The organism is Streptomyces sp. NPDC028289, assembly GCF_055565975.1.
On record NZ_JBVHTI010000011.1, the window covers coordinates 168,490 to 186,055 of the forward strand.

Consider the following 17,566-nt stretch of genomic DNA (forward strand, 5'->3'; position numbering starts at 1 on the left):
CACATCCCGCCCCCAGTAGACGGGCAAGGGGATCAGAGGCCGGTCGGAGACGGCGGTCCGCTCACCCCGCTGGATGTGGCGTTCTGCGAGCCGGAGGACGGCGGTGCGCCCTGCGGCGGCGGGGTCGTGGCCGGCGGGACGGACTGCCATCCGCCGCCCTGGCCGGACGCGGCGTACGCCCCGGATCCGCCCGGCCCCGGGCTGCCGACCGCCTGGCCGCTGGTGTCGCCGGACACACTCGCCGGCGCGGGCTGGACGGCCTTGTCCAGACCGGACTTGACCGCGTCGCCGCCGGACGAGACGCCCGTGCCGCCGCCCTGCGAACCTTCCTTGCCGTCTCTGCCTGTGCCGGTCGGGTTGGCGGCGATGTCGCCGGGGAAACCGCCGGCGTCTGGGCCCTGCGGTGCGGCGCCCGCTCCGGCGGCAGCGCCACCGGTTCCGGCGGTGGCCGCGGCTGCGGCGGCCTTGCGGGCGGCCTTCTCGGCATGTGCCCTGGCGATCTGCGCTCCGGCGCCGCCGGCACGGTGGATGGACTCGCCGTCGGTCCCGTCGGCCGCCCAGTGCACGAACTTGAAGACGGCGTACGGGCACAGCAGAACCAGGATCATGATCACGATGCCGGACATGACGTCGGCGAGAGCCGCGATGCCGTCCTTGGCCTCGGTCTTGCCCATGGCGGCGATGCCGAGGATGAAGATCACGGTCATCAGGAGCTTGGAGACCACGAGGGTGGCGGTGGCTTCGATCCAGCCCTTGCGCCAGCGCCGGGCGACCTCCCAGCCGCCGCCGGCGGAGGCGAAGACGGCGAGGGTGACCATGACGAGGATGCCGACCTTGCGGACCATCATCACGCACCAGTAGAGGAAGGCCCCGATGGCGGCGCCGAGTCCTGCGACGACGGGGACGAGCCAGCCCAGGGCCGTCAGCGACCCGATCTGGTCGACCTTCACGATGCGGCGCACGGCCGACTCGATGTTCAAGTGGGCGGTCTTGAACAGGCCGTCGCTGACGGCGTCGACCACTTCGACGGCGGCCGTGGTCAAGGCGATGGCGCAGAAGGCGAACAGGACGCCGGACGCGGTGCCGGTGAATGCCTGGGTGAGGGCTTGTCCGTCGCGTCGGACAGCGGCCCGCACCAGTTGCGCACAGAAGGTCGCGACCAGCAGAGTCAGCCCGAGCGGCAGCAGCATCTCGTAGTTGTCGACGAACCACGTCGCGTTGAGGTCCACCTTCGTGGTGGTGTCGACCGCCTTGGCGGCCAGATCGCCTGCGGCGGCTGCCAGTTCACCGGCGGACTTCGCCATCCAGTCACCGATGGCCTTGCCGGGATCCGAGGCGAAATCCACCGCGTCACCAACGGAGCACAACTTGTCTGCCAGGGGATAGTCACAGAAACCCACGGGGAGTTACTCCTCCTTTCGTGTCTCAGGCGCGGATCACTGCGTGACGCTCGGGGCGATGGCGGCCAGGGTGCAGTCGTGGCTCGGTCGGCACTGGACGGCAAGGGTCACGGCCCGTTCCTCGGCCCCGCTGCCGCCCTTCTTCCAGGCGATCTGCTGCGTGCCGTTGACGGTGACGACGTAGATGTACGCCTCGGTGATCGCGGACGGGTCATCGGCCAGCGCCTGCTTGAACGCGGAGGGGTAGTGGCCCTCGGTGACGTGGGCAATGGCGTACTGGTCCTGGTCGGCCATCCGCGACCACAGCACCGGATCGGGAACCTGACCGGAGACCGAGGCCCAGTCGGCGTACTTGGTCTCCGTGGTCATCCAGGCGCGCATGCCAGCGAGCTGCTGGTCGCGGCCGGTGTCGCGGGTGTCGTAGGACCACAGCATCTGGGCCGCTGCCTTGGCGTAGGCGACCGGCTCGGCGATCTGAGGGGGCTTGGGCACCGATCCGGACCCGGACGACGGCTTCGGGGCGGCCTCGCTGGATGACGGGCTGCTGTCCGCCGGGGCCGACGCGGCGGTGCCCGCAGCTTGGTGGCCGTTCCCGCTGCCGGTCACCACGGCGGCGATCCCGGCGATGGCGAGCAGGACGGCGACGACGCAAGTGACCATCGCGATGCGCCGGTTGGCTGACCAGCCCACGCCGTACGAGGACAGCGAAAAGGAGGGGAGTCGGTTCCGCATCAGTGGACCTGCGACCCCAAGCCGGAGAAGAAGGCAACGATTCCGTTCGCGGCACCCAGACCGAGGGCAGCGCCGGCGGCCACGACCGCGCCCTTCTTGCCGTTGGCTTCGGCCTGGTGCCCACCGGTGTGGTGCCCCCAGGCCCATACGCCCAGCGAGACGGCGAGGGCGCCGACTACGGCGATGATCCCGAACAAGTTGATGCTGTTGACGACGTTCTTCAGCACGCTCAGGCCGGGCAAACCGCCGCCCTGGGGTGAGATTCCTGGGTCGTAGGCGAGCTGGATGAAACGGTCTGCGAGAGGGACGGACATTGGTGTGGCGAGGCTCCTTGCGTACGCAGGCCAGGCGGGGGCCGACGGGAAGGGGGGAGGCGCGAGGCGACTGCCTCGGGAAGGAAGACCGACAACGGTGCGGGAATTGGCCGGCCCGGTTGATATCCGCGGCGCGGCAGCGTGGCGTGCACGAGGACATGCAGGTGTCGTCCCGAGGCTGCGGCGGGGCCACCAGCTCGTGCCAGGGACTGCTGGCGCCAGCGCTTTGCCTCACGCTCCGGGGCGGCGGCCGAGGCGCGCTACTTCGGGATCGACGGCTTCGGCGCGGGGTTGGTCTTGTAGGGATTCGCGCAGTTGTAGAGCATGTAGCCGCGGATCTTCTTGCCGTCGGCCTTCCGGGTGACGGTGCCGCGGGTGTACCAGGTCCGCTCGGCCTTCTTATACGCCCACTGGTCGTAGACGACCTTGTCGTGCCGGTAGCCGATGCCCACGACCGTCGATGTCGTCGACGGCGCCTTGTGGACCTTGACCGCACTGCAGCTGATCGTGGTGGTGTCGGTGTCGTACGCCTGTGCCGTGGAGGCGGCGGCCAGGCCGCCTGCGGCGACGGCCAGGGTCAATGAGACTGCCGTGATGGCACGCTGGGCGCGGTGGTGGGGTATCAAGGAAATGCTCCGTACTGTGGAATGGGATGGCCAGGACTGCGGGTCCGGTGAGGCTCGTCCGCGCAAGTGCTGGCGAAGCCCGGGAGGTATCCCGTTCAGGGGCGGTGCGGCCGGGCGCACCGGTGGTCAGATGACGCTCCGCGCGGCGAGGACTTCCCAGTCCGCGAGCGCAGTGATGCGAACTGGTTTTCCAGTTCTGGGTGCTTCGATCGCGAGTCCCGAGCCGAGGTACATGCCGACGTGCTCAGGCCGGGCGGGGGTGCCGCGGCTGAAGATCAGGTCGCCGGGCTTGAGCTGGGCGGACGAGACCGCCTTGCCCTCGCTGACCTGCGTGTAGGTGGTGCGGGTGAGTGTGACGCCGGCATGCGCGTACGCCTGCTGCATCAGGCTGGAGCAGTCGCAGCGGCCCATCGGGTCGGGGCCGTGCGCGTTCTTGCAGGACCCGCCCCACTGGTAGAGCGTGCCGAGCTGCTGCATCGCCCACTCGATGGCTGCGCGTGCCTTCGGATCTGCGTCCTCGGGGATCTTGTAGCCCTTGGGGACGCTTCCCTCGGGGATGCGGTCGAAGCTGGAACCGTCCTCACCCGGAGTGCAGCCGCTTGTGCCGGGCGACGGTTGCTTGCCCTGGTCCGCACCCTTGCCGTCCGTGTCGTTGCCGCCGCCGGGGAAGGTCTGGACGATGGCTTCCTGCAGCACAGTGGCCAGGTTCTCCCACTGCGCGTACGCGTCCGGCAGCCCGGACTTCTGCACAGCTTGGGCGGCTTGGGTGACGGTCATCTGCTGCCAGCCGTCCACCTTGAGCAAGTGTTCGTAGAACTGCTCGGAGGCGTAGACCGGATCACGGATCTGCTGGGCGCTGCCCCAGCCCTGGGAGGGACGCTGCTGGAACAGCCCGAGGGAGTCACGGTCCCCGTAGTTGAGGTTGCGTAGCCGGCTCTCCTGCATCGCGGTGGCGAGCGCGATGATCTGTCCCTTCTTGGGGGCGTCGAGGGAGAGACCGGTGGCCACGATCGTAGCCGCGTTGGGGACTTGTTCGGCGGGCTGGTCCAGGCCCTCGATGCGGACGTCTTTGCCGGACGCGCCGTCAAGGATCTTGGTGACCTGCTCGGCGACCTTGCCGGTGTCGATGTCAGTCAGACAGCTGCTGAAGGAGCCGCTGCTCTGCACCGCGTCGGCCGAGGAGGCGAGCATCATGCCGGTGCCGGCGATCAGGATCGGGGAGAGGAAGACGACGCCGATGCCGGCGGCGAGCGCCTTCAACCCGAGCGGACCGCTCGCCGGTCAGCGAAGTCGGACAGGGGCGGGTAGCGAGACGTCATGAACGTGTCCTTCGGGGTGCGGTGTCCAGCGTGCCGCGTGCACAAGGCGAGTTGGAAGGGCGCGGCAGCCGGGGTGGGTGATCAAGGCGGGCCGGTGTGGGCGAGTTGCCGCTCGCTTGGCGTGGCCGGGCCGTGAGCTAGATGTGCCAGGACAGGGGGTACCTCCGTGAGGCGTGGCAGGGTGTAGCCAGCGGCGGTGTGCGCCGGGCGGTTCAAAAACAGTAGGCGCAGATCGGCGGTTGACCAAAAAGTCGGCGTGGGGTGCCGGAATTCGGCACCTCGGCAGGGCACTTCTTGGCCGTCGGCGGATTCGCCTCTACAGTTTTTGGACTCCCCCCTCGTCCTCCTCGGTCCGTGGCCGTGGGTTTTCCGCATGCCCACTTCCGGCCCGCAAGGACTCTGCGCGAGACGGGTAGTTCCCTCCGCGATCCCGCACCCGAATTGGGGTTCCTCTTTGCCTTCTTCCCTGCACCAGGGCGATGCACTCAGCGTTCTCGTCGGCCTCCCGGACTGCTGTGTCGACTCCGTCATCACCGACCCGCCGTACAACTCGGGCGGCAGGACGGCGAAGGAGCGCACCACCCGCTCCGCGAAGCAGAAGTACACCTCCGCCGACGCCCAGCACGCCCTGCCGGACTTCACCGGCGAGAACATGGACGGCCGCTCGTACGGGTTCTGGCTGACGCAGATCATGACCGAAGCCCACCGCCTCACGAAGACCGGCGGCACCGCGTTGCTCTTCACCGACTGGCGCCAGCTCCCCACCACAACGGACGCGATCCAGGCGGCCGGTTGGCTGTGGCGCGGGGTGCTGGCCTGGCACAAGCCGCAGGCCAGGCCGCAGATGGGTCGGTTCACCCAGAACTGTGAATTCATCGTCTGGGCGTCCAAGGGCGCGATCGACGGCTCCCGCAACCCCGTCTACCTGCCCGGCCTCTACAGCGCCTCGCAGCCCTCGGGGGCAAAGCGCCGGCACATCACGCAGAAGCCCGTCGAGGTGATGCGCGAGCTGGTCAAGATCAGCCCCGAGGGCGGCACGGTCCTCGATTTCTGCGCTGGCTCAGGCTCCACGGGCGTCGCCGCCCTGCTGGAAGGCCGCGACTTCATCGGCGTGGAGAAGACCGAGCACTACGCGTCGATCGCGGCCGACCGGCTCACCGAGACGATCCGCGAAACGCTCACCCAGGACGACGTGGTTCTCACCGTCTGATCCGCTGCGGCATATTCCGCTCCGGGAACCCGCGCACCCTCCCAGTCTGTTCCCAAGTCCGCCGAGAAGCTCGTGCAACCCTCCGGCGGGTCGGTGCGCCGTGAATTCCGCTTACCTGTCATCTCGTGTCTCGTAGGAGGCCGTACCTTTCATGCCCGAAGCCATAGAACCCGCAGACGGCGGGGAATTGGAACCGGTTCGCATTCCGGACCCGCAATTGGAGGGGATCGAGGCGAGCGTCCGACGGCTCATGGAGCAGTCGGCGCAGCAGGCCCAGCAGCTCGACCAGATCGCGTCCGCCCCCGTGCCGGGCGGATCGCCGTTCGCGGCCTTCGGTATGCCCAGGCTCGGCGGGCCGCCGGCTCCGGCCGTTCCGCCAGGGCCCCGGCCGATCCTGGAACTGGACGGAGAGGAGCGCGAGGACGAACTCGACGCCCTGTCGGACTGGGTCGACGACTTCTACCTCCCGGTCTACGGGGCGGAGGTCACCACCGCGGCGCCTTGGTGTTTGCAGTGGCAGGAGCACGACGACGTCGTGGCCTGGCTCCATGCCCTGTGGCTCGCCTACCAGCAGCACAAGGACCCCGAAGCCGGGCTCTCCGGCCTGTTCGTGTGGCACCGGGACTTCCTCACCCACGCCGTTGCGGCGATCCGCGCGCCGGGCGGGCCGCTGTCGGCCTGCATGACCTCTCCCGACCGGCCCGCGCACCGCCTTCTGCCCGGCCCGCCGCCATCGGTACGCACGGAGACGGCGTCGGCCACGGCAAAGGTCGCCGAGCCGGACGAGCCGACGTCATGACCGCGGGACAGCCCGCCTTCGGCCTCAGCTTCGACCCGCGCGCGCTGACCGATCTCCTGCAGGCACCCAGCGATATCCGCGACCTCACCCTCGCCTACCTGCAGGAAGTCGTGAACGCGCAGCGCTTCGGGCTGCGCCTCGACGGCGATCTGGAGGGTTATCGAAAGCTGTTCGTGGATTCGCGTAAGGACTGGCGCGTCGTCTACGGCGTCCGTCCAGCGCCCGCGGAGTCCGCGCACCCGAAGGAGATTCACGTCGTCGCGATCCGGCCGCGTGCGGGCAACGACGTCTATGACGAGGTCGGCCGCCGGCTGGGGATGACCCGCCGGCCGCTGAGCGCCCGCACCCACGCGGCTCGCTCCCGTTCCCCGCAGCTGACCACCCGCACCCCCGCGCCCCGGCCCGGCCCGTCATCCACCGCACTGCCGGGCCTGCCCCGCCCCGCACACAACCTCGCGCACCATCAGGCCCGTTGATCGCCCGGAGCGTCGCCTATGCCCCCTGAACCCGCGCCGCCACCAGGCTGGCGTGTGCTCTCCCCGCTCGACCACCGCATCGAAGCCGTCACCGGCCACGACATCGGCTCCCTGTGGGCTTTCCGAGACCGCGGCGTCCTCGACGAGCCACACGCCCACTTGGTCGACCGGCACCGCGAGCTGGCCAAGACCCAGACCGGCATCACCTTCTACCTCCGACTCCTCCATCGCCTGTCCAGCGGCGAGTTCGTAGTCGATGACGCCCTGTTCACACGCATCGATCGCACCGTGGACCAGCTGGAGGACGCCACTGACGCGCGTGAGGCCGCTGCCCGGTATGTGCTCGCCGCTCTGGAGCCGATCGAGGCCGCTGCGGCGGCCTCGGCGCCCTACTCGCAGCAGCTCTCGACGGACGACCAGGCCGCGCTGCTCGCCGTCGCCGGCGGCGCCAAGCTCTACGAACACCTGTTGACCGGCCGTATGTCCGTGACCACTGCCTCCGGCACCCGCATCCCTCACGCCAAGCTCCAGCGGCTGGAGGACGCCGGTCTGGTCGTCCGGGACACCGGCCACCCCGTGCACGCCGGCCAGCCGGTCGTCCTCACCGACGCCGGACGCGCCGCGCTGTTCGCCGCCCGGCGGCCCCCCACGACCCTGGCACCCAAGCTGCCCGGCCCGCCCCGGCACGTCGCCATCTGCCCCGGCGCAGCGGCGCTGAACTCCACCGAAAGGCCCTTGTTGTCTCCCACCGAACCGGCGCCGGCTCGGAGATCCATCCCCCAGGTCGACTTCAAGCTGGACGACTTCGACGCCGACGAGGAGATGTACCGCGACTTCTACCGTAAGGTCGCCGTCCGCGAGGACATGCTCGTCCCTCTCGCCGAACACCACAACGAAGCGCACAGCTACTACGTCCTGTTCGACCGCACCGCCACCTGGGGACACCCCGGTATGCCGCAGGTCCTCGCCGTCCATCTGCAGCGGGACCGGGAGAAGAAGACGTTCACCTTCGAGCAGGCCCCCCTGCCGCTGCCCGCGATGGCGGAGTCCTGGCTCATCCACCGCGGCTGCCCGCACGACGCCATCAGCCTTGATCCCGAGCTGGGCCCACCGCCGGCGGACGAGGCGACGCGGGCGCTGGAGCGACGCCTCGCGGGCGACGGCGACCACTACGCCCTGGGCTACTCCTACACCAGCGACGACCTGGACGACATGGCCACCGTTGTGGCACTGCGCGCCCTGGACGAGCGAGCTCCCAGCCCGTTCCGTGTCGTGGTTGAGGAGGTCGACACTGACACCTGGACCCACACCCTGCGCGAGGGCGGCTTCGACACGAAGGAGGCCGCCCTGCAGTGGTGCGAGGACCGCCTCACCGGCGACGCCGGCCCCCTCCCGTCGGTCCGCCCCGCAGCAGCCGCAGTCAGTCGCCCGGCCGGTGTGCCAAAGACCCCTGCTCCGTGCCCGCCCGGCCGTCGGTTCTGAGCCGCCACCCTCGACCGTGGCCGCCGGAATATAGCCGACGATCGCCGGTTAGCCAAACCGGCGATTCTCCGGACTCTTGTACAGCCGCTGGAACAACTCCCGCAGCGTTCTTCCCCGCAATCCCCATGCCTTCACGGAGGTTTCTTCCGCATGCGCTCCACTCGAATTGCCATATTTACGGCAATGCTCGGCGCGCTCGCCCTGCCGGTGCTCTCCGCCACCACCGTCAGCGCGGCACCTGCTGCCGTCTCCGCGGCCCCGGCGAGCAGCTGCCCGTCCAAGCCGCCGCTGCGGTACGAGGTGCACGCCCAGGCCGTGACCATCCGGTCCAAGGCCAGCTCGAAGTCCACCGCGCTCGGCGTGCTCTACAAGAGCCACAGGTTCAGCGTGGCCCAGAAGAGCGGCAACTGGCTCTACATCACGGACAAGGCGACCGGCGTCAAGGGCTGGGTGTCCGGCACGTACGTCTACCGCGACGTCCGCATGTGCCTGGAATGACAGGAATTCAACAGACGCCCATAGGCGGCTGAGCCGCCGAATACGGCGTCCCCTCACATTCCCCCAAGGCATCGGCACTTTTTCAGAACAGGAGTTTCCTTTTGTCCGACGGCATATCCGATGACGCTGAGGATGTCGTGGGCGTGCTCACCGAACGGATCGAAGCGCGCTTCGGCATGGACATGGACCAATTGAAGGCCGCGGTCGCCGCAGCTCCGGTGGCGAATCCTGGCGCCACCGATGTCGTCAGGTGGCATGGCCTTCTCGTCGAGGCTCAGTCCGTGCTCGACCGCGCGGAGGACGATCTTCTCGCCGCGCTGGAGACCCAGCCCAATGAGGTCGATGACCCGACGATGGGCCTCGCCCACCGCGTGAACGCGGCCGTCACCGCCCGCGACGGCCGGGCCATGGTCGTGCGATGGCTCCTCGACCCCGACGCTCCGGGCAAGAAAGACCTCGCCGCCGAACGGCTCGCCCGCCTTCGCCCCCGAACCGGTCCGGCGGTGCAGACCAGCGCTCCCCACCGACCAGCGGGTACACCCGCGCCGGCGTCGGCGTGGCGGGCGGGAAGACCGGCTCGATGAGCCCGGTCAGGGCCAGCACCATGGACGCCGACCTGCAGCAGGTCTTCGGCAGCCCGCTCCCCGAGCTGCACGAAGCGGCCGTCGGCCACGATGCCTCTCCGGCCCTCGCCCGTGCCCTGGAACTGCGCTCGTTCCTGGCCCTGACCGAGGAGCAGGTCGTCCGCGTCCGCGACCGGGTGCACGCGGACATGGATCCAGACCGCGACATCGGCGAGCTGTCGGCGGACAAGCTCCGCTTCGACGCGCAGTGGCTGGAGGCCGCGCTCGATGCCCGCGACAGCTACCGCGCGGCCCTCGGCGAGCTGCTGCGCACGATGCCCCCGCCCGACCAGCAGGCCAGGCCCGTCCGCATGACGCAGGTCAAGGCCACCGCCACCCTGCCCCCGTCCGCCGCCCCGGCACCTCAGCGTGTCGGGGCGGCCCGGGCCCGCCGACCCTGAAAGCCCCGGCTTGCCCCACCTCACGTCCACCGAGATAGCCGGACGGATCGAGGACCTGTACGGCGCGCCGCTCGCCGACCTCGAAGCCCACGCTCAGGATCAGCCGCCCGGCATGCTTTCCGCCCTGCTCAGCATGCACGACGACCTCGCTCACGCCGAGCGCAGCATCGACGTCCACCGCGATCACGTCGCCCGGCTCGTCCACCCCGAGCGGCAGGTCGGCCGGCACGAGGTCTCTCACCTCCTCGACGGTTCCCGTCGGCTTGCTGAAGCCGTCGCCGTGCGTGATGTCCAGGCCAAGGCAGTTGCCGCTGTCCTCCAGAGCCTCACCCGCGTCCCGGCCCCAGCGCAGTCCCCGCCGCCCCCCTCCCCGTCGCTACCGGCTCCGCCCCTTGGAGCCCAGAGCGTGGCGCGCAGCCGCTGACCCGCGGGCGATTCCCCTCATTCACCCAGGAGTTCCTCCCTTGGCCGTTACTGCTCTGCCTCCCGACACCGACGCCGACATCGCCCGGGTCACCGAGGCCCTCGCCATGATCACCCCGCGCTGGAACGTGAGGATCCTGCTGGCACTCTCAGGGCCGCCGCTGCGGTACACCGAGCTGGCGGCCAAGGTGTCTTGGCTACAGAGCGGCCAGCTCCACCCCAAGCTCAAGTCGCTGTGCGACGCCGGGCTCGTCGAGCGCAGCGAACACACCGCACGGCATGTGGCTTACGGCCACACCGAGCGGGGCGTGGCTCTGCTGCCGGTCCTGCCGATGCTCGTCACCTGGGCCGAGGAGCATCTGGAGACCGCGGACCGTCCGCTGCCCGCGATCGAGCAGATCGAGGACAGCCTCACCCTGCTCACCCGGCGGCACGCCGCCGCCATCCTGTGGGTGCTGAAGTCCCGTGAGGAGGTCAGCGGGCGGGCCCTAGCCCGGATCGTGATGCCCAGCAGCGACTGGACCAATGTCTACCCCCCGTTGCGGCAGCTCGTGGCCGACGGCCTTGTCGACTCCGAGGGCACCGGCCGGCCCTACCGGCTCTCGGCGGCGGGCGGCGGGCTGGGTCCGGTGCTCAGCGCGCTGTCCGCGTGGTCCGCCGGGCAGCCCCTCAATCGGGCGGCCTACCACCCGGTCTGGGGGCAGCCGCAGGCGAGGTCCGCGCCGAGGCCGTGGGTCAGCAGCCCGTCCCGGCCGGCCCCCGCGGCGCTCCTTCCGGTCCGGACGGGCGAGTCCGCTCCGGCCTGGCAGAGCCGCGATCTCTTCTCCCATGCCACGATCGCCCGCCCGAAGGCGGCCGTCCCGGCAGGAGGCCCGCGCCGATGACCACCCTCTTCACCCCCGTCGAAGTGCGCGACGCGGTCGAGCTGCTGGCCTCTCGCTCCTTGATCCGGCTGGTCACCGAGATCGACGACAACGGGGCGATACCGCCACGACGGCTGGCCGCCACCCTCCCCGACCTCTCCACGCACGAACTGCGCCGCGCGGTCGAAACAGCCCGCACCCACGCTCTCGTCCGGACCGCGCCCGGCGCCGGACTCAGACTCACGGACGCTGGTGCGGAGTTGGCCGACCTGTATGACGCGGCGGCGCGATGGTCCCGACGCCACGCCTCCCCGGCACCGGTCTGTGCGTTCAGTACCCGCGTCCGCTACGTCCTCGACCTGCTGACACCCTCGCTCGCGGCCGACAGCGCCGACAGCCTGGCCCGGTTGCCCGCCGCGCGCCTGCCTAGTGCTGAGGCCGAGGCGGACCTTGCCCGTCCCCGCGCCCTCCTGCTCCGGTGGCTGACGGGCAACCCGCAGTTCACCGCCCTTCCCGATCCCGAGCCGGTCGCGTGAGCGCAGCGGTCACGCCCCGGCACGCGCGCTACATCGCCGGGCTGGTGCGCGGTATCTACCTACCGCGCACAGCTGAGGCGTTGGCGTCTGCGATGTCCGCCTACGGCATCCCGCTGTTGGTCCTGGCCACCACGCGCTCCGCCGCCCTGACGGGCACCGCGTTCGCCCTGGAATGGATCCCGCGGCTGGCAGCGTTCGGGTGGGCCGGATCGATCGTGGACCGGCGCGGGGCATCCGTGGTCTTCCACCTTGCTTCCCTCGGACGCGCGCTGGCCCTCGCCGCAGGCGCGGTTCTCCTCCACCTCCACCCGGTCGGCGCCATGGCGAGCGTGACCGTCATGGCGCTCGCGGCGCCCACCGGAGTGCTCACCGAGTTCAGCTACATCGCGGCCGAGACTGCGGGCGCCGCTGCCGGCCGCCGGGCAGGTGCACGGGCCCATCGTGTCCAGGCTGTCCTGCTCGGTATCGACCAGACCGCGACGCTGGCCGGCCCGGCGCTCGCCGGACTGCTCCTGCTCGCCGGGCCGCCGACGATGCTCGCCGTGATCACCGTGCTCTCGCTGCTCGCCGCGCTGCTCGCTCTGCGCACACCTCCCTCACCCGTCGTCCCGGCCCGCGCGCCGAAGGGGCGGCCCGGCTCCGGCCTCCTCGCCGGGTGGCGCACCATCTCTTCGCTGCCCGCGCTCGGCTGGCTGGTGACCGGGCTGACCCTGTCCAACCTGGCCACCGGGCTGCTCCAGGCGGCCGGTCCGGTGATCGTCGTCGAGCACTTCGGGCAGTCCACCACCGCCGTCGGCCTGGTCTGGTCCGCAGCCGCCGGAGCGACGCTCCTCAGCGTCGCGCTCTGCCGGTTCGCGCTGGACCGTCTGGGCCTGTGGCTGGTCGGCGCCGCCTGCGGTGCTCTCGCCTCGGCCGCCTGCCTCGCCACCGCCCAGGCCCCCGACTACCTGTCCTACCTGGTCCTGGTCGCGATCCTCATGGCGGCGGACGGCGGCATGACGATGGTCCTGCGCACCCTGCGCTCCCGCCTGATCCCAGCGGAGAAGTTCGGCAGCACCCTGTCGGTGACCGTTCTCATCCTGCTGCTGCCGTTCCCCGTCGCCGGCGTACTGACCGCGCTCACCCCGCCTGACGCGTTGGACCACGTCATCACGGCCTGCGCCGTCTTGCAGGCCCTCGGCCTGTTCCTTGCCTTCGCCCGACTGCGCACGGATCCCGCCTTGCGCACCTGACCCTGCTTCGCCCCCAGCCTGCGGAGAACCTCATGCCCCCCACCGTCCTCGGGAGGAACCGCCCCAGCGGTCGCACCATCACCGAGCAGTTCAACTCCTTCGACGCGCACAACCCACACGTCTACCGCGCTCTGGGACGCCTCGCCAACCGCCGCTTGGCCGCAGGCGCCACGCGGGTCAGCCTCAAAGACCTCTTCGAAGACCTGCGCCGCCAACTTCCCTACGGAGTCCCCGGGCTGAACAACAACTTCACCGCCCTCTACGCCCGCCGTCTGATCGACGACCACCCCCACTGGGTCAGCGTGTTCGAACTGCGCCGCCGCGCCGCCTGACAACCCCCTCCTTTCCCATCGCTTCCGCGCCCTTCTCAGCCGGACGAAAACTGCCCGTCGGGCCGCCTGGCAGTCCCTTGTCAGCACAGCCCCCGCAGTCTACGGACTGCGCGAGCAGCCTTGGCCCGAGGTCCCACCACGCCGCAGGCCGCGCGCCGGCTCTTCGCCGAGCAGCCGTCCTGTGCTGCTGCGGTCCGTCACCTCATGCCCGCCCATTTCCTCCCTCCCATCCCAAAGGAGCTTGCTCTTGTCCGACCGTCCCGTCGTCCTGGTCGTTGCCGCGGCCGACATGGAGGCCGAGGCATACCGCGGGTACTGCCTTCAGTCCGTGGCCGCCGCCTATGACGTTGTCCTGATCACCGGCCAAGAACCGTCGTGGGAGGTGCCGTACCTGCGGGACTGCATGGTCGTGTCCGATCCGACAGACCAGGCGGAACTGTCCGCGGCCGGCCGGATACTGGCCGAACGCTACAACCTGGCCGGGGTCTTCACCTGGACCGAGTGGTACCTCGTCCCTGTGGCCCGCCTCGCCCGCCAGCTCGGCCTGCCCACCACTACCCCGGAGGCCATGCAGGCGTGCCGCAACAAGGCCATCTCCCGGGCCCTGTTCGCACGGCACGGCGTGCCGTCGGCTGCTTCGGTGAGCGTGCGCACCCTGGCCGAGGCCGAGGCGGCGGCCCAGAGAATCGGCTACCCGCTCGTGCTGAAGCCCGCCGCGCACGCGGCCAGTGTCGGCGTGATCCGCGCCGACACCCCCGAACAGCTCACCGCTGCCTTCGCGTTCGCCGACCAAGCGGCCGGGCTCGGGCGGGAGTCCACCAGCGTGCTCGTGGAGGAGTATCTCGATGGGCCCGAGGTGTCGGTCGAGTGCGTCACCTACCGCGGCGAGACCACCGTGGTCGCGGTCACCCGCAAGGCGGTCAGCGCTCCGCCGTTCTTCGAGGAATTGGCCCACTGCGTGGACGCGGCCGACCCGCTGCTCGACGTGGTGACTTCCGTGGCACGGGCCGCGATCCGCGCTCTGGGGATCACCAACGGCGTCTGCCATGTCGAGATGCGGCTGGTCGACGGCCGGCCACGGCTGGTCGAGGTCAACGGCCGGATCGCCGGCGACATGATCGGCCGCCTCGTCCGGCTCGCCACGGGCATCGACCTGCCGCGCGCCGCCGCCGACATCGCCTGTGGCCGGGCCCCCGACCTCACCCCGACGAGGTCCTCGGCCGCCGCGATCCAGCTGCTCTACCCGGACACTTCCGGCACCCTGCTCCGGCTCGGTTTCGACGGCGCCAGCCCGGACTGGCTGGACCGCGTGCACTTCCAGCACCAGGCTGGCGACCAGCTGCTTCTCCCGGCCGACGGCGGCAACATGTGGACCGCGCGGGTCGGCTACCTGATCACCACCGCGCCCACCGCGGACCTCGCACAGGCTCGCGCCCAGGAAGCTGCCCGCCGCATCCAGGTCCACGTCGAGCCCCGCCCGGCCGATGAACCTGTCGCCGGTCGGCGCCGCACATGAGCCGTACCGACGTTTCCCTCCGGCGCAGCCGTGCCCTGCTGACTGGCTACTTCCTTGGCCTGGGCGTAGTGATGGCAGTGTGGGGCGCCCGGATGCCGGATGTCCAGCACGCCGCCCACCTCACCACCGGCAGCCTCTCCCTCGTCCTGCTCGCCGCCGCTGTCGGTATGGTCGCCGGACTGCAGGCCGGCGGCCGCCTCACCCAGCCCGAACGCCTCCGCGCGCTCCTGACTGGCGCAGCTGTCGCACTCGCGGCAGCACTCGCCCTGCTGGGACAATGCCGGACGCTGGCCTCGCTGTTCGCAGCGGCGCTGGCCTTCGGCGCCGCGCACGGTGTCCTGGACGTCGCCGCCAACACCGGGGCGGTCCGCTGCCAGAACGCCTACGGCAAGCCCATCATGTCGTCCCTGCACGCTGCGTACTCGATCGGCGCGCTGGGCGGCGCCGCCTTGGCCGCCGCCACCGCCGGCACAGCCCACAGCGCACTGTTCCTGGCGGTCGGTGCATCGCTGGCGGCGAGCGTGCTCGTGGCCGGGCCGCGCACCCGCACGCTGAGCGGCACCGGCCCCAAGACCTTCGATCCCCAGGGGGCCGAGGGGGACCGGGCGCCGGGGAGGGTATGGCTGCTGGGGGCGCTCGCGGCTGCCAGCCTCGTGGGGGCGGGCGCGGCAGCCGACTGGGCCGCCTTGCACGTGCACGCCCTGCACGCCGGTACGGCCCTTGCTGCGAGTTCCTTCGCCCTCTACAGCACCGGCATGGCGACCGGCCGGCTGACCGGCGACCGGCTCACGACCCGCTTCGGTACCCCTGCCCTGGTCCGCGCCGGCGCGCTGCTCGCCGCCACCGGACTGGCTGTCGGCGTCCTGGCCGACAGCGTGGCTGTGGCGCTGGCCGGCTGGGCGGTCTTCGGGCTCGGCCTGTCCGGCACCGTCCCCTCCCTGATCACCGCCGCCGGGAGCCAAGGGCCGAGGGCCGTTGCCACGGTTTCCGTCACCGGCTACCTCGGCCTGCTCGCCGGCCCCGCCCTCATCGGCGCTCTCGCCAGCACCACCGCTCTGCTGCTGCCCGCCCTCCTCGCAGCCGCCGTCGCCGCTCTCGCCCGCCGCGCCCTGGAGAACACCACCCCTTGACCCGCCCCACCAGCCTCGACGCCGTCATCCTCGACTACAACGGCGTCATCGGACGGCAGCCCAACCGCACCCACTGGCTTCGACTGGCCCGCACCGCCTCCTGGCCCGAAGCCGATCTCGCTGGCTTCCAAGGCGCCTTCTGGAACTCCCGCGACCTCTACGACGCCGGTCAGGTCAGCGACCTGGCGTACTGGGCGCGCGTCCTCGGTACCCACCCCGGCTCCCGCCTGCTTCGCGAACTCCTCGCCGCGGACACGAACATGTGGACCGAGACCGACGAGAGCGTCCTTGCCGTCCTCCGCCGCGCCCACGCCACCCGACTGCGCATGGTTCTGCTGTCCAACGCACCCCTCCACCTCAGTAGCGTGCTCGACACCCACAGGTGGCGACGCATGATGACCCAGGCGCTGTACTCAGCCCGACTTGGCCGCCTACCAAGGGGCCCTGCGGGCCACCGGAGTTCGCGATCCACGACGCGTTCTATTCGTGGACGACCGCGCCGACAACTGCCAGGCCGCTGCCCGATTGGGCCTTCGGACGCTGCACTACACCGGCTCCAGCAATGCCCTCCAGGAAGCCCTGGTAGTCGCTGCCTGACCCGCCGCCTTCACCACTCAGGAATCTGTGAACCCCCTCGACGACCTGCACACGATTGTCGGAGACGTCTTCGTTTCTCCGCGCTACCTCGCCAGCAGCACCTTTACCGGCGACCCAGCCCTCGCCCCGCTCATTGACCTCGGCTGGGACCTTCATCACGACGACCTCGGCAACGTGTACGTCACCGCCTCCGACCGCAAGGTCCAGCTGGGCTACCTCCCCGAGGGCGAGGACGACGGGCTCTGGCGCATCAACGCCTACCGTGATCCTTTCGGGCCGCCGACTTGGGGCGTCTGTTTCAACGACCGTGTCCCCACCGAGTTCGTCCAGGCGTTCACCGCTGCCCTTGCCACGGCGTACCAGCAGGGGCCGGATGCCTACCTCACCCGGCCGGTCTCCGGAACCGACGACCACGACCCTTTCCTCGCCGTCGTCCCGCTCCTGAAACAGGGCTGGGAGATCGAGCGCCCGCGCTGGGGAGTCTTCGCCATCCAGGCGCCGAACGGACTCGCCGGCCTGGAGTTCACCACCGGCGACCTCGACCCGGAAACCGAACTGACAACCCGAGACGCTCGCTGGCAGCTGTGGGCGGGCAAATCCATCGACCGGGCCGCCTGGTATGCCACGGCCAGCACCGACACCCCCGTCGCTCTGCTCACCGCCGTCACCCAGTGCGTCGCCGACCCGGCTCCGCTGCCCCGGTGGCGCGAGGAGACCCTCAGCTACATCGAGGGCATGGCCCAACTCACGCCCATCCTTCCGCCCGGACCGCCGGCCCCAACCCCGCTCGACGTGCAGCGGGCCGTCGCCTCCCGCCGCCCGGCCGTGCTTCCCGCGTCCAGCGTCCCGCGCTGGAGCACCACCAGCCGGCCGTCCCTGCCCGGCCCGCGCCGATAGCACGCTCCCGATCCCGACGGGAGATCCTTCTTGTCCCTGCAGGCTCCTGAGTTCTTCGCCGAGCTGTGCCTCCCCTTCCACGACCACATGTGAGGTCTCACCATTGTTGCGGCACTGCATGGGGCTTGTAGCACCGCCCGCGCGGACGTGAACTCGACGG

Annotated in this window: 20 protein-coding genes and 1 pseudogene; 16 read left to right on the plus strand and 5 right to left on the minus strand. The window is 70.6% G+C overall.

The features are described from left to right. Window positions 1–32 precede the first annotated feature (32 nt). From ACZ4UV_RS45615 to ACZ4UV_RS45635, 5 genes are all read right to left on the minus strand, one after another. On the minus strand, window positions 33–1,400 hold the full coding sequence (locus ACZ4UV_RS45615; protein ID WP_467847022.1) for an SCO6881 family protein: 1,368 nt from the start codon (window positions 1,398–1,400) through the stop codon (window positions 33–35). A gap of 36 nt (window positions 1,401–1,436) precedes the next feature. Further along, complete coding sequence (locus tag ACZ4UV_RS45620) at window positions 1,437–2,132, minus strand: hypothetical protein (RefSeq protein ID WP_467847031.1); 696 nt, start codon at window positions 2,130–2,132, stop codon at window positions 1,437–1,439. After that, entirely contained in the window at window positions 2,132–2,446 is a 315-nt protein-coding gene (locus ACZ4UV_RS45625; protein ID WP_467847034.1) for a DUF6112 family protein, read from the minus strand. Before ACZ4UV_RS45625 ends, ACZ4UV_RS45620 begins: the two co-directional genes overlap by 1 nt. A 260-nt stretch (window positions 2,447–2,706) precedes the next feature. Then, complete coding sequence (locus ACZ4UV_RS45630; protein ID WP_467847040.1) at window positions 2,707–3,027, minus strand: hypothetical protein; 321 nt, start codon at window positions 3,025–3,027, stop codon at window positions 2,707–2,709. 171 nt (window positions 3,028–3,198) lie between these two features. Next, a complete protein-coding gene (locus tag ACZ4UV_RS45635; RefSeq protein ID WP_467847045.1) occupies window positions 3,199–4,332 on the minus strand; it encodes a C40 family peptidase in 1,134 nt (377 codons plus the stop codon). A 513-nt stretch (window positions 4,333–4,845) separates the two neighbouring features. On the opposite strand from ACZ4UV_RS45635, the gene ACZ4UV_RS45640 reads away from it, so the two are divergent. The 16 genes and pseudogenes from ACZ4UV_RS45640 (at window position 4,846) to ACZ4UV_RS45715 (ending at window position 17,406) form a co-directional block, all read left to right on the plus strand. Next, complete coding sequence (locus ACZ4UV_RS45640; RefSeq protein WP_467847049.1) at window positions 4,846–5,601, plus strand: DNA-methyltransferase; 756 nt, start codon at window positions 4,846–4,848, stop codon at window positions 5,599–5,601. 250 nt (window positions 5,602–5,851) lie between these two features. Continuing rightward, the gene (locus ACZ4UV_RS45645) at window positions 5,852–6,400 is read left to right on the plus strand and encodes a DUF4913 domain-containing protein (protein WP_467847452.1); all 549 of its coding nucleotides are present in this window, start codon (window positions 5,852–5,854) and stop codon (window positions 6,398–6,400) included. Then, the gene (locus ACZ4UV_RS45650; protein WP_467847055.1) at window positions 6,397–6,876 is read left to right on the plus strand and encodes a hypothetical protein; all 480 of its coding nucleotides are present in this window, start codon (window positions 6,397–6,399) and stop codon (window positions 6,874–6,876) included. The genes ACZ4UV_RS45645 and ACZ4UV_RS45650 overlap by 4 nt, the downstream gene beginning before the upstream one ends. Before the next feature lie 735 nt (window positions 6,877–7,611). Next, entirely contained in the window at window positions 7,612–8,358 is a 747-nt protein-coding gene (locus ACZ4UV_RS45655) for a hypothetical protein (protein ID WP_467847455.1), read from the plus strand. 183 nt (window positions 8,359–8,541) lie between these two features. Then, window positions 8,542–8,856: an SH3 domain-containing protein gene (locus tag ACZ4UV_RS45660; RefSeq protein WP_467847059.1), complete on the plus strand. Its 315-nt coding sequence runs from the start codon at window positions 8,542–8,544 to the stop codon at window positions 8,854–8,856. Window positions 8,857–8,957: 101 nt separating this feature from the next. Next, on the plus strand, window positions 8,958–9,440 hold the full coding sequence (locus ACZ4UV_RS45665; RefSeq protein WP_467847064.1) for a hypothetical protein: 483 nt from the start codon (window positions 8,958–8,960) through the stop codon (window positions 9,438–9,440). After that, entirely contained in the window at window positions 9,437–9,880 is a 444-nt protein-coding gene (locus ACZ4UV_RS45670; RefSeq protein WP_467847068.1) for a hypothetical protein, read from the plus strand. Before ACZ4UV_RS45665 ends, ACZ4UV_RS45670 begins: the two co-directional genes overlap by 4 nt. Before the next feature lie 10 nt (window positions 9,881–9,890). Further along, window positions 9,891–10,304 carry a hypothetical protein gene (locus ACZ4UV_RS45675; RefSeq protein WP_467847072.1) on the plus strand — a complete coding sequence of 138 codons (414 nt, stop codon included), beginning with the start codon at window positions 9,891–9,893 and terminating at the stop codon, window positions 10,302–10,304. Window positions 10,305–10,344: 40 nt separating this feature from the next. Next, window positions 10,345–11,187 (plus strand): winged helix-turn-helix transcriptional regulator, encoded by an 843-nt coding sequence (locus ACZ4UV_RS45680; RefSeq protein WP_467847075.1) that lies wholly within the window; start codon window positions 10,345–10,347, stop codon window positions 11,185–11,187. Continuing rightward, window positions 11,184–11,702, plus strand: a complete 519-nt coding sequence (locus tag ACZ4UV_RS45685; protein WP_467847080.1) for a regulator — start codon at window positions 11,184–11,186, stop codon at window positions 11,700–11,702. Before ACZ4UV_RS45680 ends, ACZ4UV_RS45685 begins: the two co-directional genes overlap by 4 nt. Further along, entirely contained in the window at window positions 11,699–12,934 is a 1,236-nt protein-coding gene (locus ACZ4UV_RS45690; RefSeq protein WP_467847083.1) for an MFS transporter, read from the plus strand. Before ACZ4UV_RS45685 ends, ACZ4UV_RS45690 begins: the two co-directional genes overlap by 4 nt. Window positions 12,935–12,966: 32 nt before the next feature. Beyond that, window positions 12,967–13,266 carry a hypothetical protein gene (locus ACZ4UV_RS45695; RefSeq protein WP_467847087.1) on the plus strand — a complete coding sequence of 100 codons (300 nt, stop codon included), beginning with the start codon at window positions 12,967–12,969 and terminating at the stop codon, window positions 13,264–13,266. Between the two features lie 289 nt (window positions 13,267–13,555). Further along, a complete protein-coding gene (locus tag ACZ4UV_RS45700) occupies window positions 13,556–14,782 on the plus strand; it encodes an ATP-grasp domain-containing protein (protein ID WP_467847458.1) in 1,227 nt (408 codons plus the stop codon). Then, window positions 14,779–15,912 (plus strand): MFS transporter, encoded by a 1,134-nt coding sequence (locus tag ACZ4UV_RS45705; protein WP_467847093.1) that lies wholly within the window; start codon window positions 14,779–14,781, stop codon window positions 15,910–15,912. The genes ACZ4UV_RS45700 and ACZ4UV_RS45705 overlap by 4 nt, the downstream gene beginning before the upstream one ends. Beyond that, window positions 15,909–16,509: pseudogene (locus ACZ4UV_RS45710) on the plus strand (HAD-IA family hydrolase). The gene ACZ4UV_RS45705 and the pseudogene ACZ4UV_RS45710 overlap by 4 nt, the downstream one beginning before the upstream one ends. A gap of 27 nt (window positions 16,510–16,536) precedes the next feature. Beyond that, a complete protein-coding gene (locus ACZ4UV_RS45715) occupies window positions 16,537–17,406 on the plus strand; it encodes an SPDY domain-containing protein (RefSeq protein ID WP_467847098.1) in 870 nt (289 codons plus the stop codon). Window positions 17,407–17,566: the final 160 nt, after the last annotated feature.